Annotated in this window: 13 protein-coding genes; 11 read left to right on the top strand and 2 right to left on the bottom strand. The window is 50.6% G+C overall.

Annotated elements, in window-relative coordinates; all coding sequences use genetic code 11:
* Positions 1-172: 172 nt before the first annotated feature.
* Positions 173-1927: a glycoside hydrolase family 2 protein gene (locus tag DVH26_RS22720; protein WP_239625711.1), complete on the top strand. Its 1755-nt coding sequence runs from the start codon at positions 173-175 to the stop codon at positions 1925-1927.
* Positions 1928-2019: 92 nt separating this feature from the next.
* Here DVH26_RS22720 and DVH26_RS22715 read toward each other — a convergent pair whose 3' ends face one another.
* Entirely contained in the window at positions 2020-2856 is an 837-nt protein-coding gene (locus tag DVH26_RS22715) for an AraC family transcriptional regulator (RefSeq protein WP_239625709.1), read from the bottom strand.
* Between the two features lie 132 nt (positions 2857-2988).
* Between DVH26_RS22715 and DVH26_RS22710 the strand changes: the two genes are divergently transcribed.
* The 6 genes from DVH26_RS22710 (at position 2989) to DVH26_RS22685 (ending at position 11075) form a co-directional block, all read left to right on the top strand.
* Positions 2989-5892, top strand: a complete 2904-nt coding sequence (locus DVH26_RS22710) for a fibronectin type III domain-containing protein (protein ID WP_239625707.1) — start codon at positions 2989-2991, stop codon at positions 5890-5892.
* A 108-nt stretch (positions 5893-6000) separates the two neighbouring features.
* On the top strand, positions 6001-7284 hold the full coding sequence (locus DVH26_RS22705) for an ABC transporter substrate-binding protein (protein WP_239625705.1): 1284 nt from the start codon (positions 6001-6003) through the stop codon (positions 7282-7284).
* 20 nt (positions 7285-7304) lie between these two features.
* Positions 7305-8759 carry a LamG-like jellyroll fold domain-containing protein gene (locus DVH26_RS22700; RefSeq protein WP_239625703.1) on the top strand — a complete coding sequence of 485 codons (1455 nt, stop codon included), beginning with the start codon at positions 7305-7307 and terminating at the stop codon, positions 8757-8759.
* A gap of 382 nt (positions 8760-9141) precedes the next feature.
* Entirely contained in the window at positions 9142-9504 is a 363-nt protein-coding gene (locus DVH26_RS22695; RefSeq protein ID WP_239625701.1) for a cupin domain-containing protein, read from the top strand.
* A gap of 16 nt (positions 9505-9520) precedes the next feature.
* Positions 9521-10510 (top strand): Gfo/Idh/MocA family protein, encoded by a 990-nt coding sequence (locus tag DVH26_RS22690; RefSeq protein WP_239625699.1) that lies wholly within the window; start codon positions 9521-9523, stop codon positions 10508-10510.
* Positions 10511-10643: 133 nt separating this feature from the next.
* Positions 10644-11075 carry an SRPBCC family protein gene (locus tag DVH26_RS22685; RefSeq protein ID WP_239625697.1) on the top strand — a complete coding sequence of 144 codons (432 nt, stop codon included), beginning with the start codon at positions 10644-10646 and terminating at the stop codon, positions 11073-11075.
* A gap of 71 nt (positions 11076-11146) precedes the next feature.
* Here DVH26_RS22685 and DVH26_RS22680 read toward each other — a convergent pair whose 3' ends face one another.
* Complete coding sequence (locus DVH26_RS22680; protein ID WP_239625694.1) at positions 11147-12442, bottom strand: 3D domain-containing protein; 1296 nt, start codon at positions 12440-12442, stop codon at positions 11147-11149.
* 195 nt (positions 12443-12637) lie between these two features.
* On the opposite strand from DVH26_RS22680, the gene DVH26_RS22675 reads away from it, so the two are divergent.
* The 4 genes from DVH26_RS22675 to DVH26_RS22660 all read left to right on the top strand — a co-directional run bounded on the left by DVH26_RS22675 (position 12638) and on the right by DVH26_RS22660 (position 16502).
* Positions 12638-13843: an MFS transporter gene (locus tag DVH26_RS22675; protein WP_239625692.1), complete on the top strand. Its 1206-nt coding sequence runs from the start codon at positions 12638-12640 to the stop codon at positions 13841-13843.
* Positions 13844-13928: 85 nt separating this feature from the next.
* Positions 13929-14417: a shikimate kinase gene (locus tag DVH26_RS22670; protein ID WP_239625689.1), complete on the top strand. Its 489-nt coding sequence runs from the start codon at positions 13929-13931 to the stop codon at positions 14415-14417.
* A 39-nt stretch (positions 14418-14456) separates the two neighbouring features.
* A complete protein-coding gene (locus DVH26_RS22665) occupies positions 14457-14987 on the top strand; it encodes an NUDIX hydrolase (protein WP_239625687.1) in 531 nt (176 codons plus the stop codon).
* Positions 14988-15146: 159 nt separating this feature from the next.
* Positions 15147-16502 (top strand): ABC transporter substrate-binding protein, encoded by a 1356-nt coding sequence (locus DVH26_RS22660; RefSeq protein WP_239625685.1) that lies wholly within the window; start codon positions 15147-15149, stop codon positions 16500-16502.
* The last annotated feature ends 25 nt before the right edge of the window (positions 16503-16527 follow it).

Here is a 16527-nt window from a genome sequence, read left to right as displayed (position 1 = left end):
AAATATCCATATCCGCTCCCGCGTAGATCGCGGGTTTTTTCATTATCGGTCCGATGTCTTTTTTCCTCACTATTTGATCCTTTAAATACATTTACTGCTTCGCTCGGGAAGGATTACTATTAAGCTGTATTACTCGGAAGCTAATAAATACATACCGAAAGGAAGTAACGCAATGCACATTCCAAGACCTGAATACCCGCGTCCGCAGCTTGTTCGAGCGGAATGGATTAATTTGAACGGAACATGGGAGTTTGAAATGGATTTTGGACGGACCGGCAGACAGCGCGGCCTCCATCAAACGGAGCGGCTGGAGCAGTCAATCATCGTGCCCTTCTGCCCGGAAAGCAGTCTATCGGGAATCGGGTATACCGATTTTATGCCTGCAGTATGGTATCGCAGGACGTTTACGCTGCCGAAGGATTGGTCAGGCCAGCGCATTCTGCTGAACTTCGGAGCCGTTGATTATGAGACGGAAGTATGGGTTAACGGCGTATCGGCGGGAACGCACCGGGGCGGCTACAGCTCGTTTCAGTTCGATATAACGAAGCTGGTACAAGAAGGAGACAATGTCATTACGGTGTGCGCTGAGGATGATGTTCGAACAGGACTGCAGCCGGGAGGCAAGCAGAGCGGTAAATATCATTCGTATAATTGCTACTACACGCGGACAACCGGTATTTGGCAAACGGTATGGCTGGAATGCGTTCCGGAATTCCATATCGATTCGTACCGTATCGTAACGGATCCGCTCAACGGTCAGGCGAACTTGGCGATACGCTTCAATGGGAGCTACAAAAAGGGTCTATCGCTGCGCATCGACGCTTATTACAACGGAAAGCCTGTAGGCAGCCGCACTGCGCAAATCGGCAGTCATCAGCTGCACACGCAGCTGTCGCTGGACGAAGTACATCTGTGGGAGCCGGGGAACGGAAGGCTGTATGACCTGTCCTTTACATTGGAAGAGAATGGCCATGCATTCGACAAAGTAACAAGTTATTTCGGACTGCGGGAGATCACCTTGACCGATAAAGCGGTATTGATCAACGGGCGGACCGTCTTCCAGCGTCTCGTACTGGATCAAGGCTTCTATCCGGACGGCATCTACACGGCGCCAACGGATGAAGCTCTAAGCCGCGATATTGAGCTTGCTATGGATTTGGGCTTCAATGGAGCCCGGCTGCATGAGAAAATATTCGAGCCCCGCTTCTTGTATTGGGCGGACAAGCTAGGCTACCTGGTATGGGCGGAACACGCCAACTGGGGGCTTGACATTACTACGCCAGCGGGACTTCGGAGCTTTTTGCCGGAATGGATCGAAGGGATGGAACGTGATTTCAATCATCCGTCTATTATCGGCTGGTGCCCGTTCAACGAGACGTGGGACCGAGACGGAACGAAGCAGGATAATGAGGTGCTGCGCATCACCTATGAGGTGAGCAAGAGCATTGATCCGACGCGTCCGGTGAAGGATACGAGCGGCCATTATCACGTAAAGACGGACATCTTCAGCTTGCATGATTATGATCAGGATCCCGAATCGTTCGCAGCCAGACTGGAGCCGATGAAGAACGGCGGCGAAGTGTATGTACGGCATCCGAAGCGGCAAAAGTATGAAGGACAGCCCTATCAGGTAGCGGAATACGGGGGCATCTGGTGGGACCCGGCCCAATCTCACGAAGAAGGCTGGGGGTATGGCGACCGTCCGAAAAGCGAGGAGGAGTTTCTTGCCCGGTATGAGGGCCTTATGACGGTCATACTGGATAACCCGAACATCAGCGGTTTATGCTACACTCAGCTCTATGATGTAGAGCAAGAGGTGAACGGGCTGTATACCTACGATCGCAAGCTGAAGTTCCCGAGGGATGAGATCCGCAGAATCAATATGAAGCCGGCTGCCATAGAACGGACCGAGCCGTCCGGCAGCTAATGAGAAGCCTCCCTGGCAAGGGAGGCTTTCTTGCAGCAGCTGTGCTAGCCGCGTAGAGCGGCAGTTGTATGAAATCGCTTACTTTAATGCGGCTAATGATGCTCCTGCTCACTGAATTTACTACGGAACGCGGTGGGGCGCATACCGATTTTTTGCTTGAAGAGATTGGAGAAATAATGGGGGTCGGAATAACCCAGTTGCTCGGAAATTTCGTTGACCGTCAAGTGGGTCTCGATCAGCATCAGCTTGGCCGATTCCACTTTTTTGGTAAGAACATAGTTGTATATCGTGGTTCCCATTTCCTTCTTGAACACCCGGTTCAAATGCTTGGCGGATAGGCCCATCTCCTTAACGAGCTGCTCGGTATGAAACGGCTGCAGCATCTGGTTGTCCAGGTGCAGCTTGATCTGCCGTACAAGGAGAGGTAACAGGTCTCCGCGGTTTCTTTGGATTTCCGATAAACGGATCACGATTTGCATGAACAGCTGCTGCAGGGCTCCTTGCATCTCCTCGATCGTTTTGCTCTCGGCCCAATCAATCCCTTGCCGGAACAACGGTTCCATGTCCGCGTCCGGGACGACAATGGTGGAGAGAAGCCGGTAAGCCTCGAGAACATTGAGCGCCCATTGGCTGTGTACGTTATACCATATAAATACCCATGGCTCCTCCGGCGTCGCTTCGGATATCACCTCATGGAAGCTGCCGCTGCGCATAAGGAAGACATCGCCTTGCTGCACGCGACTGGTTTGTGAGTTCACGCGAATTTTCCCGCGACCCGACAGCACGCAGCCGATGACCGTAATGGTGGAAATCCTTCTCACATTGCGGTACTGAGGAGTGCAGTAATTAATGCCGATGAAAGGCACACTGATGGGGGGAGGGATTTCGCCGATAGTCGGAAAATGATAGATAGGCCCGTATTTGTCCATAATCCTCACCATTCTACTGAAAATTGTATTCCTACAAAGGCAGTCAGCCCGTCTCTTAGGAGTAATGAATGTATTGTAACACAACCACCCTTGGAGGAAGAAGGTGTATATAGATTGAGGGGAAGAGGCGTCATGCCGGTTATAGTGTCGTTGCTTGCCATAGCTTACTTGCTGTGGCCTGAAGGGAGCCTGACAACGAAGGATGGAGGAGATGCTGAAATGAGCACGATACCGTTTCAAACGGACGCAGCTCACGCGGTTATTGATATCGATACGAGGAGTGAGAAACCGATCCCTTACGGCATGAGAGGCGTAAATAATGAGACCAGCAACAAAGAGGCTTTCATCAATCATAAGCAATTGATCGATGAGGTGAACCATTACGGACGTCTCGGCTTCATTCGCTGGCCGGGCGGGACGAATTCCGATGTGTTCAACTGGCGGACGGGGATGCCGGATATCGATTACGGCGCATTTTCCTTCGGACCGGACGGCACGATTCATGGGCCGCATACGACCTTTCGGCTTGGCCAAGCCAAGGGCGGAGAGCACATCACAGATTATGTGGAGCTTCTTCGCAAGACTAACACCAAGGCAATGATCACGGTCAATACGACGCGCCAAACGGCAGAGCAGGCCGGAGATTTGGCCAAATATTTATATGATAACCGCGTCCCGGTCATCTATTTTGAGCTGGGGAACGAAATCATGTTCTTTACATCAAGCAGCGGCAAAAATACGGCGTACTACAAGACGGCATCGGATTATCTGGATAGGGTTCGCGGCCACTTCGATGCGATCAAACGCAATTATCCGGGGGCGCAGGTTATCATTTCCGTGGCCAACAGCAATAAGCCTGAGATGGCGAAGGCGTTTGACAAGGACGTATACCAGTATCCGGACCCCTACTGGGATGGTATAACCTTTCACCGCTTTGAAGGCGACGGAAGAACGGTTGCGGAAGCTGTAAAAAGCGCCAATAGCGCATTGGAGAAGCTCGTACCGCTTATCGACACGAACTACGTGCCGCATTTGCAAAAGCAAGATACGCCGATTTATTTGGGGGAGCAAGGGGTCGCACTGGGCGGCATTCTTGAGAGCACGCAATATCATGGGATTTATGTCGCGGAATCGATTTTGCGGCTATCCACCCACCCGAATATTACATACTTGGCGGGCTACCGGCTGCATAACGGGATTTTCAATACAAATGCGGCCCGAGGCGGAGCCAATGCTTCCCTGCTCATGGAGGACGCGTATCAGCGGGGAGAGACAGTCGATCCGTCAACGCTTGCGTACGACAGCTATTATCATGCGTCTTCCGCCGGATTGCGGGTTGTCGACGGGGCGGTGAACTACAGCTCGGCCGTATGGCGAGCACAGGTGACGGGCGGAGCCGAATCGCCGAAGGCGGAAGGCAGCATGCCTGCGTTATATGCTGCAGCATACAAAGGAGAGAACGGGACGCGGTACCTCGTCATTACGAACAAGTCGGCTCAGGAACAACAAGTGTCCGTACAAATGAACGGCAAGCCGGTACTTGCGGCCATGAAACAAACCTATACGACCTCAAACGACCCGGCTGCACGCAATACGGCGATACAGAAGGAACAGGTTGCCGTTCGCAGCGAAGCTACCGGGAATCCGGTTACCGTTGCTCCATACAGCGTTACTCGCTTGGAGTGGGACGGTGAAGCGCCCGACGCACCTCGGGAAGCTTGGCTGTATGCGGCGGAGCCCGGCCATGGCTCGGTTCATCTGCAATGGTACGCAATCCCGAATGCATCGGGCTACAAGATAAAGTACGGCACCGAGTCAAAGGCTTACACGTATACGATCAACGCCGGACAAGCGTTGGAGTATGACATTTCCGGATTGACGGAAGGACGAACCTATTATTTTTCCGTCGCGGCTTATAATGAAAGCGGGGAAAGTCCGGCATCGAACGAAGTCCCCGTTATGCTATCTGCTCCGGATATCCCGCTGCTGCGCCATGCCTATGCAGAGCGTTCAGGCAAGGTCGTGCTGGAATGGCAATCTGTCGCAGGAGCTGCTGGCTATCGGATCCTGTACGGCAAAGCGCCCGGAGTGTATACCGGAACGATAGAGGCCGGCAACAATGCCGGTTGGCTGGTGAGCGGACTAGACAACGACACCCGCTATTATTTCTCCGTAAGGGCCTATAATGCATTGGGCGAGAGCCGGAATTCGACGGAGCTGGAAGCCGTCCCGAGGAGTCTGCTGCCGCTTGCTCCCCGCGATCTGTCGATCAAGAAGGAGGACGGGCCATCCATCTCGATGCAATGGAAGCCGGCGCGAACCGAGGTGGAGGAGCATCACTTTGAAGACGGGACGGCAGGGCCGTTTCATGCCGAAGGGTGGAACGTGGAGCCGCACCCGGATCGCAGCCGGAGGGTGAACGGCTACCGCGCTCAAGAAGGCGGCAGCGAATTTGCCGTGTGGTCGAGTACTCCGCAAGGGAACTATGAAGGGGAGGCTGTCTTGGAATGGACGGACGGAGTGCAGACGGGGCAAGCGGGGATCGCCGTGCGCTTCCTCGATCAGGACAATCATATCCGGTTTGTATACGACCGAACGGATAAGCAATACAAGCTGATTAAAGTAGCGTTGGGCAAGGAACAGGTGCTTGCAGCGAAACAAGCAAACGGCGATCCATTGAGACTGTATCTGTTCCTTACGATCGACGGAAACCATATTTATGCCAAGCTGAATAATGAAGGCACCATTCTGCGGGCAACGGACAGCTCGCCTGCGGCGGGGAAGTTTGCTCTATATAGCAGCGGTACCGGCGCGTGGTTCGATTCGGTCCGAATGTACTCGCCAAATACAAGAACATATACCGTATACAGAAGCATTCAACCGGATACAGGCTACGAAGCGATTGCCATGGGAATTAAGGACACGGCATTTACCGACAGCGGGCTGCCGGAAGGAACGCGGTATTATTATAAAGTGAAAGCGGTTAACGAGCTCGGTGAAAGCCATTCGTTCTCCAACGCCATCCGCAAAAATTAAATGCTGCGCGATGTCCGGAATGCTCACTTTTTCGTCCGATAATTGTATTCAAACGAAGCGTTTCGCCATGTATGATCATTATGACAAAAAAATAAGGGGTGTTTACATATGAAAGGTAACAAAGCGCTGATCCTCGCGTCTGCCGCAATATTGGTTATGACCTCTGCATGCACGGGCTCGAATACACCGAAGCAAGCAGCTCTAACAGAAGAGAACAAAGAGCCGATCAAGCTTACCGTCCTTCAATATTTGCTCAACGTGACGGACGAAGACTTCAGCAAGCTGATAGCGGAGCCGGTAAAAGCGAAATTCCCGCATATTACGATGGAGCTGGTACGTAAGCCGGCCAACCAATCTTTTGAAGATATGCTCACTGCCGGGACGTTTCCCGATATGATGCTTCAGGCCAATTTCGATATTTATAAATACACGCCGCTCGGTCTTGCCGAGGATCTGACGGCCTATATCAAGAACAGCGGCCTGGACATGGCGAAATTCGAGCCGAACATCATTCAAACGTTGAAAAGCTACGGAACCAAAGGCGAATTGTATATGCTGCCTCTTTACAGCAATCCTGCGGCTTTATATTACAACAAGGATATCTTCGACCGGTTCGGGGTTCCTTTTCCGAAGGATGGCATTACCTGGGATGAAGCGATCGGCCTCGCCCGCCAATTGAGCAGAACGGACGGCGGGCAGCAGTATTACGGACTTGACCTGATCGCCGCCCCCCGTATCTCGGCCTCGTTGATGCTTCCGCTTCACGATCCGAATACTGGCAAAGCTGTGCTGACATCCGACAGCTGGAAATCCTATTTCGAAATGTACAAGTCGATCAAGGATATCCCCGGCAACCAGACGAAAGGCATCTTCAACGACTTCGAGAAAAACAAGAATTTGGCTATTATGGTTGCATATAACCGTCTCAATCAGCTGGAGGAGCTGCATCAGGCGGGAACAGAGCCGAACTGGGATATCGTTACGTTCCCGAGCCGCAAAGAAGCTCCGCTGGTGAAGGAAACTGATGTATCGGGCCTGCTGCTGTCCACCAAGAGCAAGCATAAAGAAGAAGCGTTCAAGGTCATGGCCTTCTTGGCTGAGAAGGAGAGCCAGGCTCGCATGGCGCGAAGGGGATTGATCCCGGTCATCAATGATCCGGAAGTGACGAAAGATTTTGGAGCGGACATGGCGTCGTTGAAAGGAAAGAACGTGCAGGCTCTGCTAAAAATGAAGAGCGGTCAAAATCCGCCGCCAAGCCAATATGAGGAAATCATTAAAGAGGTCATCAATAAATCGATGGTCGAATATTTGAAAGGAAAACTGGATACTAACACAATCTTGAGACAGGCGGAAGAGGAAGCTAATAAAAAAATCGAGGAAGCCAAAAGATGATCAGAGAAGGAGACAATCTCATGTCCAGATTGATACAGCCAGAAGTCGCAGGAGGCGCTCCCGCCTATTTCATGGGATACTTCAGCTCCGGGCCGAACCAAACCCACAAGCAGGAAAAGCTTCATTATGCCTATAGCCGGGATGGACTTCACTGGTATGAGCTTAACGAAAATCGCCCCGTGTTCGGTACGTCATTGGGAGAAGGCATACTTCGAGACCCATTCATTGCCAAAGGCGCCGACGGTAACTGGCATATGGTGTTCACGATCCGTCCGAGGGGAGAATACATAGGCTATTGCCGTTCAAGTGATCTGATTACATGGGAAGACGAGAGGAAGCTCCCGGTCATGAAAGGCATAGACGATTGTATGAACAGCTGGGCGCCGGAGTTCACATACGATCCAGAGCGCAACCAATATCTGATATATTGGGCATCCAGCTGCGGACAAGATTTGGGCAACAGCAAGCATTATTCTGCCTGGACCCCTGATTGGATTACATTAACGGAGCCGTCGCTGTTCTTTGATCCCGGATACCAGACCATCGATGCATCGCTTGCTGAGCATGAAGGCAAATATTACATGGCGGTGAAGGATGAAAGCGTAGTATACGACCGCAGCGTCAAGCATCCTTGCCGCAATGTTCTGGCTGTTGCCGACCGGCTCGAGGGGCCATATACGGTCGAAACGGGTTTTCGGACACCCGACTACACGGAGGGGCCGGAGTTTTTGAAGCTGGAAGGGACGAACCGTTGGCTGCTGTTCTACGATTATTGGTCCTACGGCAAGTTCGGCATCATGGAGACAACCGATTTCCGCGAGTGGAGAGAGCTCGGTGAGGACAAGTTCCGCATCCCATACCGTGCAAGGCATAACACCGTCTTCCCGATAAGCGAGCCTGAGCTGGCGCGGCTTTTGGATAAGTATGCGCTATTGGCGCAATATGGTACGCCGACGAATGCACCTGTACGACTGGCTGCAGAAGAGCCGGAAGGATTCCTGCACAGCGCCTTCTCCTTGCGAACGATCGTCATGCAGTTTAGTCCGAACCAGCTTGCAGGAACCCAAGTATTGTTTGACGAAGGCGATAGCAAGAATGGCTTGGCATTGAGAATTCGCGAAGGAGGGCTCGAAGCGGCGGTCGTATCGGAGGGAGAACGGGTGATGCTTCAGGCTCCCGTAGATGCGTCGGCAGGCGGCAAATGGCGCCATGCTGCTCTCAGCTTTGCCGAGGGCACAGTCTCCCTGTACCTTGACGGGAGGCTGGCTGACCGTGTTCGTGCCGGGTTCGCCATCGTCGGTCCGCATACCGGAGCTGGAGGGTATGGCGGGCGCTTCGGCAGCGATGCGTTCGGAGATACATACGGCAAGGATCCTTTCGACGGAGTGATCCGCCAAGTGAAGCTGTATTCGGTTCCGCTGCAGGAAGCGGACATTGCGATGATGGCCAAGCCCTTGGCGGCTGCCGTCCTGTAATCAAAAAGCCTGAATTGTCACATGACAATTCAGGCTTTTTTTACCACAATAAAATTTAAAAGATTCCGAGGTCATCGGATGTAAAAATTCTATTTGGCGATAAAAACAACCTCTTAACGCGGTCGCTCCTCTGTGAAAGGACGTCGATAGACGTTTTTCTCATATCGATTTTTCACAAATGATCGTCGGCTTTTCACATTTACTTTCCTATGCGTCCGGCATAAGCTTGATATATGCAGCTTGGCTTTCTGAGCTCACCACGACAGATATCGATTTTTCATAATCATAGTGAGTGGATGTACGCTGTAGCTGAGTCGGGAGCGGATTTACATCCCTTTGCCCCTGACTAGTTTACATAACAAAATTTGAAGGAGTGTTCGCAATGAGGACATATCGATTGAACCAGTTAGCCGATGTGACAGAGGGTCATATTTTGAAAGGTATTATGCCTGGGGAATACTTATCATACGGGGGACTTGCCTTTGAGAAGCCGGGAGCACGTGCGCATACGAACGATGGTCCTGGAGGGAAGGATTATCATGTGCATGAGGATTGTGAAGCGTTCCTTATTTTACAAGGGAAGGGCGAGGTCGAAATCAATAAAGAGCATTTTTACCCTGTCAAGACCGGGGACGTTATCATTATTGAGCCAGGCGAGGACCATCATCTTATTTCAAGCGTGGAAGATCCTATTGTCGTCGTATGGTGCCATGCCGGACCGTCACGAAACAAAAATCAATTGTAACTAGCAGAAAGAGAGGATGAGCTATATGAAGGCGGTTCTGGTCGGTTTGGGAAACTTTGGTTCAGGATGGTACAAAAGACTGAAACGCCATGCGGGCGTTCAGGAGATCTGTGTTGTTGAAACGAATCCAACGCTCCGGGAAACGATTGATCCGGGTACTCCTTTTTATCTGAATTTGGAAGAGGCAATTCAGAGCGAAAGACCCGATTTTGTGATTAATGTTACACCTCCTCACATTCATACAGCCATTAACGAAATTGCCTTCGCACATAACTTGCCTGTGCTGTGTGAGAAACCGATATCGAACGATATTAGGGATGCGCAATATATTGTAAGCCAAGCCGAACAGAAGAACATTCCGTTCATGATTTCCGAGAATTACCGTTTCTTTGCGCCGGTACGGAAGGCGAAGGAGCTGCTGGACAGCGGTATCATTGGACCGTTGTCGTCGGTACACATCGAATTTGACCGCTATCATGTTGTCTCCATCCCCTATTTTGGCAAGATGGCCAATGGACTGCTGGAGGATGTCACGATTCATCATTTCGATATGATTCGTTATTTTACCGGCCAGGAGGCAATCAAAGTATTCGCTATTAACAGCAACCCGCCCGGAAGCTGGACGGAGACGACGACGATTCACCTCACTGCGTGGCTGGAGCTTGACGGAGGAACCATAGTAGATTATCACGGCAGCATGATGGCAAAAGGTAAGCAGACCGAATGGTATGGCGATTGGCGTTTCGAAGGGGCCGAAGGCGCAATTGTTATAACGAGTAACCGGGTGCAGCTCATGAAGGATGGCAAGGACGAAGAAGTATACACCTTTGACGGGGTAGGACAAATGCTGTCGCTGGATGAATTTCTTGCGGCATTGAAGGAACGGCGGGAGCCAAGACCAAGCGGCAGCGACTATTTGAAGTCGCAGAGCCTGGTGCATGCTGCGGGTGTGTCGTCGAGGATGGGGAAAATAGTTACCGTAGAAGAAGCACTAAGAGAAATGTAAAGAAATAATAAAATAGCAATCTATAAGAAATCTTGCTGCCGTTTACATGCTATAATAGATCCTATGTAAGACGAATGAATGACTCTTGTCGGTATTTTCAGAGATTCATAATTTCTTATTAGGAGGCAATATTATGGCAGCAGCTAATCCCGTTACAATCACCGTGGAAACCATCGTTCATAAACCAGTTGAAAGCGTATGGAAATACTGGACGGAACCCCAACATATCATGCAATGGAATAATGCTTCCGACGACTGGCATACGCCGCATGCCGAGAACGATCTGAGGGTCGGCGGTAAATTCGTCTCGAGAATGGAAGCGAAAGACGGCAGCTTTGGATTTGATTTCGGCGGAGTGTACGACGAAGTCAGCATTAACGAGAGCATTGCCTATTCGTTGGGCGACGGCAGAAAAGTGAAGGTCTCCTTTATTCGCCAAGACAACGACACGAAAATCGTTGAAACGTTCGATGCGGAAGAAACCAACGCCGTTGAGATGCAGCAAGCCGGATGGCAAGCGATTTTGGATAACTTCAAGAAATACGCCGAAGGCGTGCAAGAATAATATATAATGCAAAGCGCATGCCGATTACGGCATGCGCTTTGTAGTTCAATCGAGAAGCCTGTTCCTTATAATCAGGACAGCACGTAAACGGTGATGCCTTTCTGCAAGCCGAATTGTCGCGCTTCCTCCAAATCTTCGAAATATACATCCAAGCGGCTGCCTGTGATCGCAGAGCCTGTATCTTCAGCGGTACGATATCCAATCCCCTCGATATACACCTTGGTCCCAAAAGGAATGATGGAAGGGTCCACCGCCACCGTCCGTCCTTCTTCCACATGGGCGCCGCTTTTGGTCACGCGATAAGCCGGATGCTCCGGTGTTTTGCCGGTAGATTCATAGCCGGCTGTGTATGCGGTCAAGGTGGCATTTAGCACTTGGCTGACAACGATTTCGCCTTCGCCCTCAGGCAGCTGAAAGCCGGGAATATACAATAACTGGCCGGCGCCGATTTGTTCCGGATTGGCAAGCTGGTTGTTCTCGGTCAATTCTTTTAGACTGGTACCGAACATTTTAGAAATTTTGTAAACCGTATCCCCCTTTTGAATTTGATACCAAACGCGCTGAGGAACTGGGGTATGTACTGGCTTGTTCTGCGGGCTATCCGATGCCATTACATTGCTTGAGCCACCCATGCTGCTCTTTTCGTTCGCCGCAGCATCCGCACGTTTGGGCTGATTGCAATAGGCTTGTACATCCGCTGCTGCCGAGGCAGTGGAGCCTCTCGCCGCCAACTGATTTAAGACGGGCTCGGAGGGCCGACACACCTGACGAACCTTGGAGCGCTTGATGAGCTCCAGCGCTTCCGCCCGCGTAATCGGTTCCGCTCCCCGGTAGCTTTCCAAGGAGAAGGAGTCATCCTTGCCGCTGGCCAACTCGTTAGCCATGACGAAAATAACGGCGTCATCCCCCTGATAAGAGTAACCGTAAGCACCCGCCATAATTTCCGCAGCATTCAAACGCGAAAGTGGTGTGTTGCGCTTCTCTACATTGCTTATCCCTGCCACCGGATATTTCAGCTTGGCCGCTTGTTCGTACAAAGAATCCGCCCAATGTCGTTGTTCTGGGGAAGCGGTATCGTTGGAAGCCGGTCCGCTTGCAGAAGAATAAACCGCCTCGGTTACTGGCGTGGAGCGAAACAGCATAGCCAGAAATTCCGCTTCCGCTACCGGCAGGTCCGGTTGGAAGGTACCGTCCGGGTACCCTTGAGTAATATGATTTTGAACCGCCCAATCTATCGCTTCCATAGCCCAGTGATTTGCCGTGTCTGCAAAACGGGTGGAAGCCGAGGCTTGCGCAGCCGGAGCTAACACGGAGCTTATCAGCAGTAAGCCCGAAAGCGCGGTGGGGACCATTTTTGCTGCGTTCATAGCTTCTCCTAACTAAAGACGATTTGCCGTTAATAAGATTCGTCGATTATTGTAATGGAATATTTTGGGTCAGTCAATCCTCTTTCCGATACTTACCTTCAGGTTACTAAATGGATTTCATTACACTCCTTGTCATCCTCTTCCTTATTGACTATGATGAAGGATATATCCATGACATAGGGCGGAGTGATCACATTGGCAGACGCTAAGGCAAATTATCGAATCCCGCTTTTTTGCGCCGTGACCTTGCTGTTCTGGTTTTCCATGTATACGTGCGTTCCGATCTTGGCTTCATATGTAGAGTATCTTGGCGCTTCCCACCAAATGGCCGGCTTTATCGTCGGCATGTACGGGCTCAGCCAGATGCTGCTGCGCATTCCCGTAGGTGTGCTTTCCGACCGTTATCACAAACGCAAATTGTTTATCGTATTCGGACTGCTATTCTCCGTATTGGCCGGACTCGGCATTCTGATCACACAGGAGGTCACCTGGATTCTCATCTTGAGAGCGCTTGCGGGAGCAGCGGCGGCGACCTGGGTGGATTTCACTATTTTGTTCGTCAGCTACTTTAAGAAAGAAGACACGACTCAAGCGTTGGGGACGTTATCCTTTTACAATTCCATGGGGCAAATGCTCGGCATTCTTCTCGGCGGATGGTTCGCGGACCGGTTCGGGTGGGAGTCGTCATTTATCATCGGCGCGGTGGTAGGGGCGATAGGACTCGTCGGCGCATTGTATCTGGTCGAGAAGGTGGAGAAGGATGCGCAGAAAATTACCTTCGAGGGTGTTCTGGAGGTAGCGAGGGACCGGAAACTGCTCACTGTTTCCTTCTTGTCCATTCTTTTTCAGGTGCTGACCTTCGCGACCGTGTTCGGCTTCACACCTGTGTTCGCCCAGTCGCTTGGAGCTACGAAGCTGGATATGGGACTTCTGACGTTCTTTTCCACGTTCCCAACCGCATTAGCCTCCTGGTTCGGGGGAAGGCATTTGGCGCAAAAGCTGGGCGAGAGGAATACAATCATAGTCGGATTCGTCATCAGCGGAGTGTTTACAGTGGCAATTCCTTTTACTCCATCGCTCTGGGTGCTGATGCTGACGCAAGCTTTGGCGGGCTTCGGAAGAGGCTTCACTTCTCCCGTGCTGATGTCCTTGAGTATTAAGCATATGGATACCGGGAAACGGGCGACAGCCATGGGCTTCTATCAGGCGATTTACGGCTTAGGAATGTTCGGGGGACCCTTATTCATGGGAGCTGCCGGAGATTGGCTATCCTTGGAGGACGGCTTCCTGATGGTCGGCGCCCTCGGCTGCGTCACATCCGTATTGGCATACCTGCTGCTGAACAGGGCGGGAGCAGGAACGGCTGCGCCTCATCGCGGGTCAGGCGCCCTGACGAAGTGATCGAAGCAGCGTGACTGCATACCGCAGCTGTACCTGATGAATGAAAGCTTCATTATTTTTCAACTCCATCAAAAGTGAGGGTCTTATGAACATCGTGCTTATAGGTATGTCCGGAGCCGGTAAGAGCACCTTAGGTGTGCTGCTTGCCAAAGCTTTGGGAATGGACTACGTAGATACCGATCTTGTTATTCAGCAGCAGGAAGGCAGGCTATTGCAAGAAATCATCGATCATGACGGTATCGAAGCGTTTATGGAAATTGAAGAAAGCATTGTGTCTGAGCTGCAGCGAAATCATTGCATCATATCCACAGGCGGAAGCGTCGTTTATTCCGATAAAGCTATGAATGCTTTAAAACAGGGCGGACAGATTATTTATTTGCATGTGTCGTACGAGGAAATTGAGCGGAGGCTTACCAACATAACGACCAGAGGTATTGTGATCAAGAATGGAAACAGTCTGAAGGACGTTTACGATGAAAGAGTCCCGCTCTACATGAAGTACAGTGATAAAACTTTGGATTGCACAAACAAAGAGATAGAGCATTGCGTTAGTGAACTGTTAGAGATGCTGTGAGCATGATTTTATTAAACTAGATAAGCTGGGGGACAAGGAATGGAATTAATCAAAATAATTACGGATAGTGATATTGTCGGCGGTGAACCCGAGTTGCTGGATTCCGTATCACGTTATAGCGCGAGAGGCATTGTAGTAGATGAACAGGGTAACGTTGCCATGATGTATATGTCGAAGCTGAAGCTTTACAAGCTGCCTGGCGGTGGTATAGAGGATGGCGAACAGGCACAAGACGCGTTTTTGCGCGAGATTATGGAAGAAACCGGTTATGAAGCTGAAGTATTTCATGAGCTGGGATATATCGAGGAGCATAAGAAGAGAAATGATTTTATGCAATATTCCTACTGCTATGCAGCCAAAGCCAATCATAGCCCTCGTAGCGCAATGCTTAGCGAGAACGAACAGCAGCTTGGGATGACGGTTACTTGGATGACACTGGACAAAGCATTAGAAGTGATGAATGATTCCGTCTTACATAGCAATGACTATTCCACTGGATTTATGATTTTGCGTGATACAACGATACTTGAGACATATCAAAGCACCATGAATTCTAATGAAAAAGCTTGAGTGATCAGGCTTTTTATTTTTTTGTTTTGGCTGGAAAGCGCATCAGCTTATTATCCATATTAGTTAGAGGTATTCTCCATTTACTCCCTAAAACGGATGATTATAATTAGTGATGAAAGGGTTTTCAACCGCGTATTCATTCAATTAGGGGGAATGTCGATGTATCTATTGACAAAGGGGAGTATCGGTTGCATCACGGCAATTTCGATCGTATTATTGTCCGCATGCACGGGCGGCGCTCCCGCCGGGAATCCAACCGCAGAAAAGCCTTCGGCAAAAGAAGAAGCGAAAAACATCCAAGACGCCAAGCTGGAGCAGGCGGAGCTGCTGATTCTATCCAAGGTTGCTTCCATCACACAGGAAGAATTCGAGCGTACGATCGCTGAGCCCGTTAGGGCCAAGTTTCCGCATTATAAGCTGAAATATATCATTGAGGGAAAAGAAACCAGCCTGCAAAGCATGATGGTTTCCGGTCAAGCGCCTGACATTACGATCACTTCGCTCGCAGGAATGCAATCCTCCCTTATCCCCCTGGGGCTTGAGTACGACTTGACCGGCTTGATCAAGAAATATAACTACGATATGTCTCGGATCGAGCCTTCCACCATGGAATCGTTGAAAAATGCTACCTCCACAAGTGCCATTTACGGATTGCCCAAGTATCTTAATACTGTCGTTCTCTTTTATAACAAAGATATTTTTAAGCGATTCGGCATTGCCTTTCCGAAGGACGGCATGACGTGGGAGGAAGTCACCCGACTCACCGCCAGCTTGACCCGTTATGAAGACGGAACCCAATACCGGGGCATGTCGCTGTTTTACAGCAATATGATCCTGGAGAACCAATTGTCACTGCCTCTGATTCATCCAACGGAGGAAAAAAGCTCCGTCAATGTGCCGGCTTTCCAAAAGCTTCTCATGACATACAAGGCCATTTACGACATTCCCGGAAATAAGCCTGAGGGAGATATTACGCCGGATAAAGAGCTGACCGCATTTCATAAGCAGAGAAATGTTGCGATGGTGGCTTCTCCGATGTCAGGCTACGGGCGGTTCGAGAGCGATCCGGATCTCGATTGGGATATGGTGGCCGCTCCGACATTCCCCGATGCGCAAGGAGTCGGTTATCAGCCCAACACCATTTATTATTTTATCAGCAATGTGAATAAGAAAGCCGAGCAGGCGTTCCAGGTGGTTACGGAGCTGCTATCCGATGAAGTTCAGCTGCAGGCGAACAAGGAAGGCCGACCAACCATCCTAATGGATGAGAAAATCCGATCGAGTCTCGGCAGCGGTCATAAGCTGTTCAAGGACAAAAATTTCAAAGCCGTGTTTTACAACAAATTCGCTCCGATGCCGCAAGCTAACGCCAAAATGGCGCCACTGGTCAATGCATCCTCTATTCTACAAGGGGAATTCGCGGCCATGATAAGCAAGGGAACGGATGTGAATACGGCACTGCGTCTGGCAGACGATAAGATCAACCAAGCCATTCAGACGGCGAAAAACAAATAAACTCTTGGCTGGGAGCGTGGTATGT

Source organism: Paenibacillus sp. H1-7 (assembly GCF_022354825.1).
Classification (GTDB): Bacteria; Bacillota; Bacilli; order Paenibacillales; family NBRC-103111; genus Paenibacillus_S.
Note: the sequence above shows the minus strand (reverse complement) of the source record. Positions and strands in the feature narration are given on the sequence as shown.

Excerpts from the sequence above, each read along its gene's own strand:
- DVH26_RS22660 (WP_239625685.1), top strand. The coding sequence starts at position 15,147 with ATGTATCTATTGACAAAGGGGAGTATCGGTTGCATCACGGCAATTTCG.
- DVH26_RS22670 (WP_239625689.1), top strand. The coding sequence starts at position 13,929 with ATGAACATCGTGCTTATAGGTATGTCCGGAGCCGGTAAGAGCACCTTA.
- DVH26_RS22710 (WP_239625707.1), top strand. The coding sequence starts at position 2,989 with ATGCCGGTTATAGTGTCGTTGCTTGCCATAGCTTACTTGCTGTGGCCT.
- DVH26_RS22680 (WP_239625694.1), bottom strand. The coding sequence starts at position 12,442 with ATGAACGCAGCAAAAATGGTCCCCACCGCGCTTTCGGGCTTACTGCTG.
- DVH26_RS22705 (WP_239625705.1), top strand. The coding sequence starts at position 6,001 with ATGAAAGGTAACAAAGCGCTGATCCTCGCGTCTGCCGCAATATTGGTT.
- DVH26_RS22715 (WP_239625709.1), bottom strand. The coding sequence starts at position 2,856 with ATGGACAAATACGGGCCTATCTATCATTTTCCGACTATCGGCGAAATC.
- DVH26_RS22685 (WP_239625697.1), top strand. The coding sequence starts at position 10,644 with ATGGCAGCAGCTAATCCCGTTACAATCACCGTGGAAACCATCGTTCAT.
- DVH26_RS22665 (WP_239625687.1), top strand. The coding sequence starts at position 14,457 with ATGGAATTAATCAAAATAATTACGGATAGTGATATTGTCGGCGGTGAA.
- DVH26_RS22695 (WP_239625701.1), top strand. The coding sequence starts at position 9,142 with ATGAGGACATATCGATTGAACCAGTTAGCCGATGTGACAGAGGGTCAT.
- DVH26_RS22720 (WP_239625711.1), top strand. The coding sequence starts at position 173 with ATGCACATTCCAAGACCTGAATACCCGCGTCCGCAGCTTGTTCGAGCG.
- DVH26_RS22690 (WP_239625699.1), top strand. The coding sequence starts at position 9,521 with ATGAGCTATATGAAGGCGGTTCTGGTCGGTTTGGGAAACTTTGGTTCA.
- DVH26_RS22700 (WP_239625703.1), top strand. The coding sequence starts at position 7,305 with ATGTCCAGATTGATACAGCCAGAAGTCGCAGGAGGCGCTCCCGCCTAT.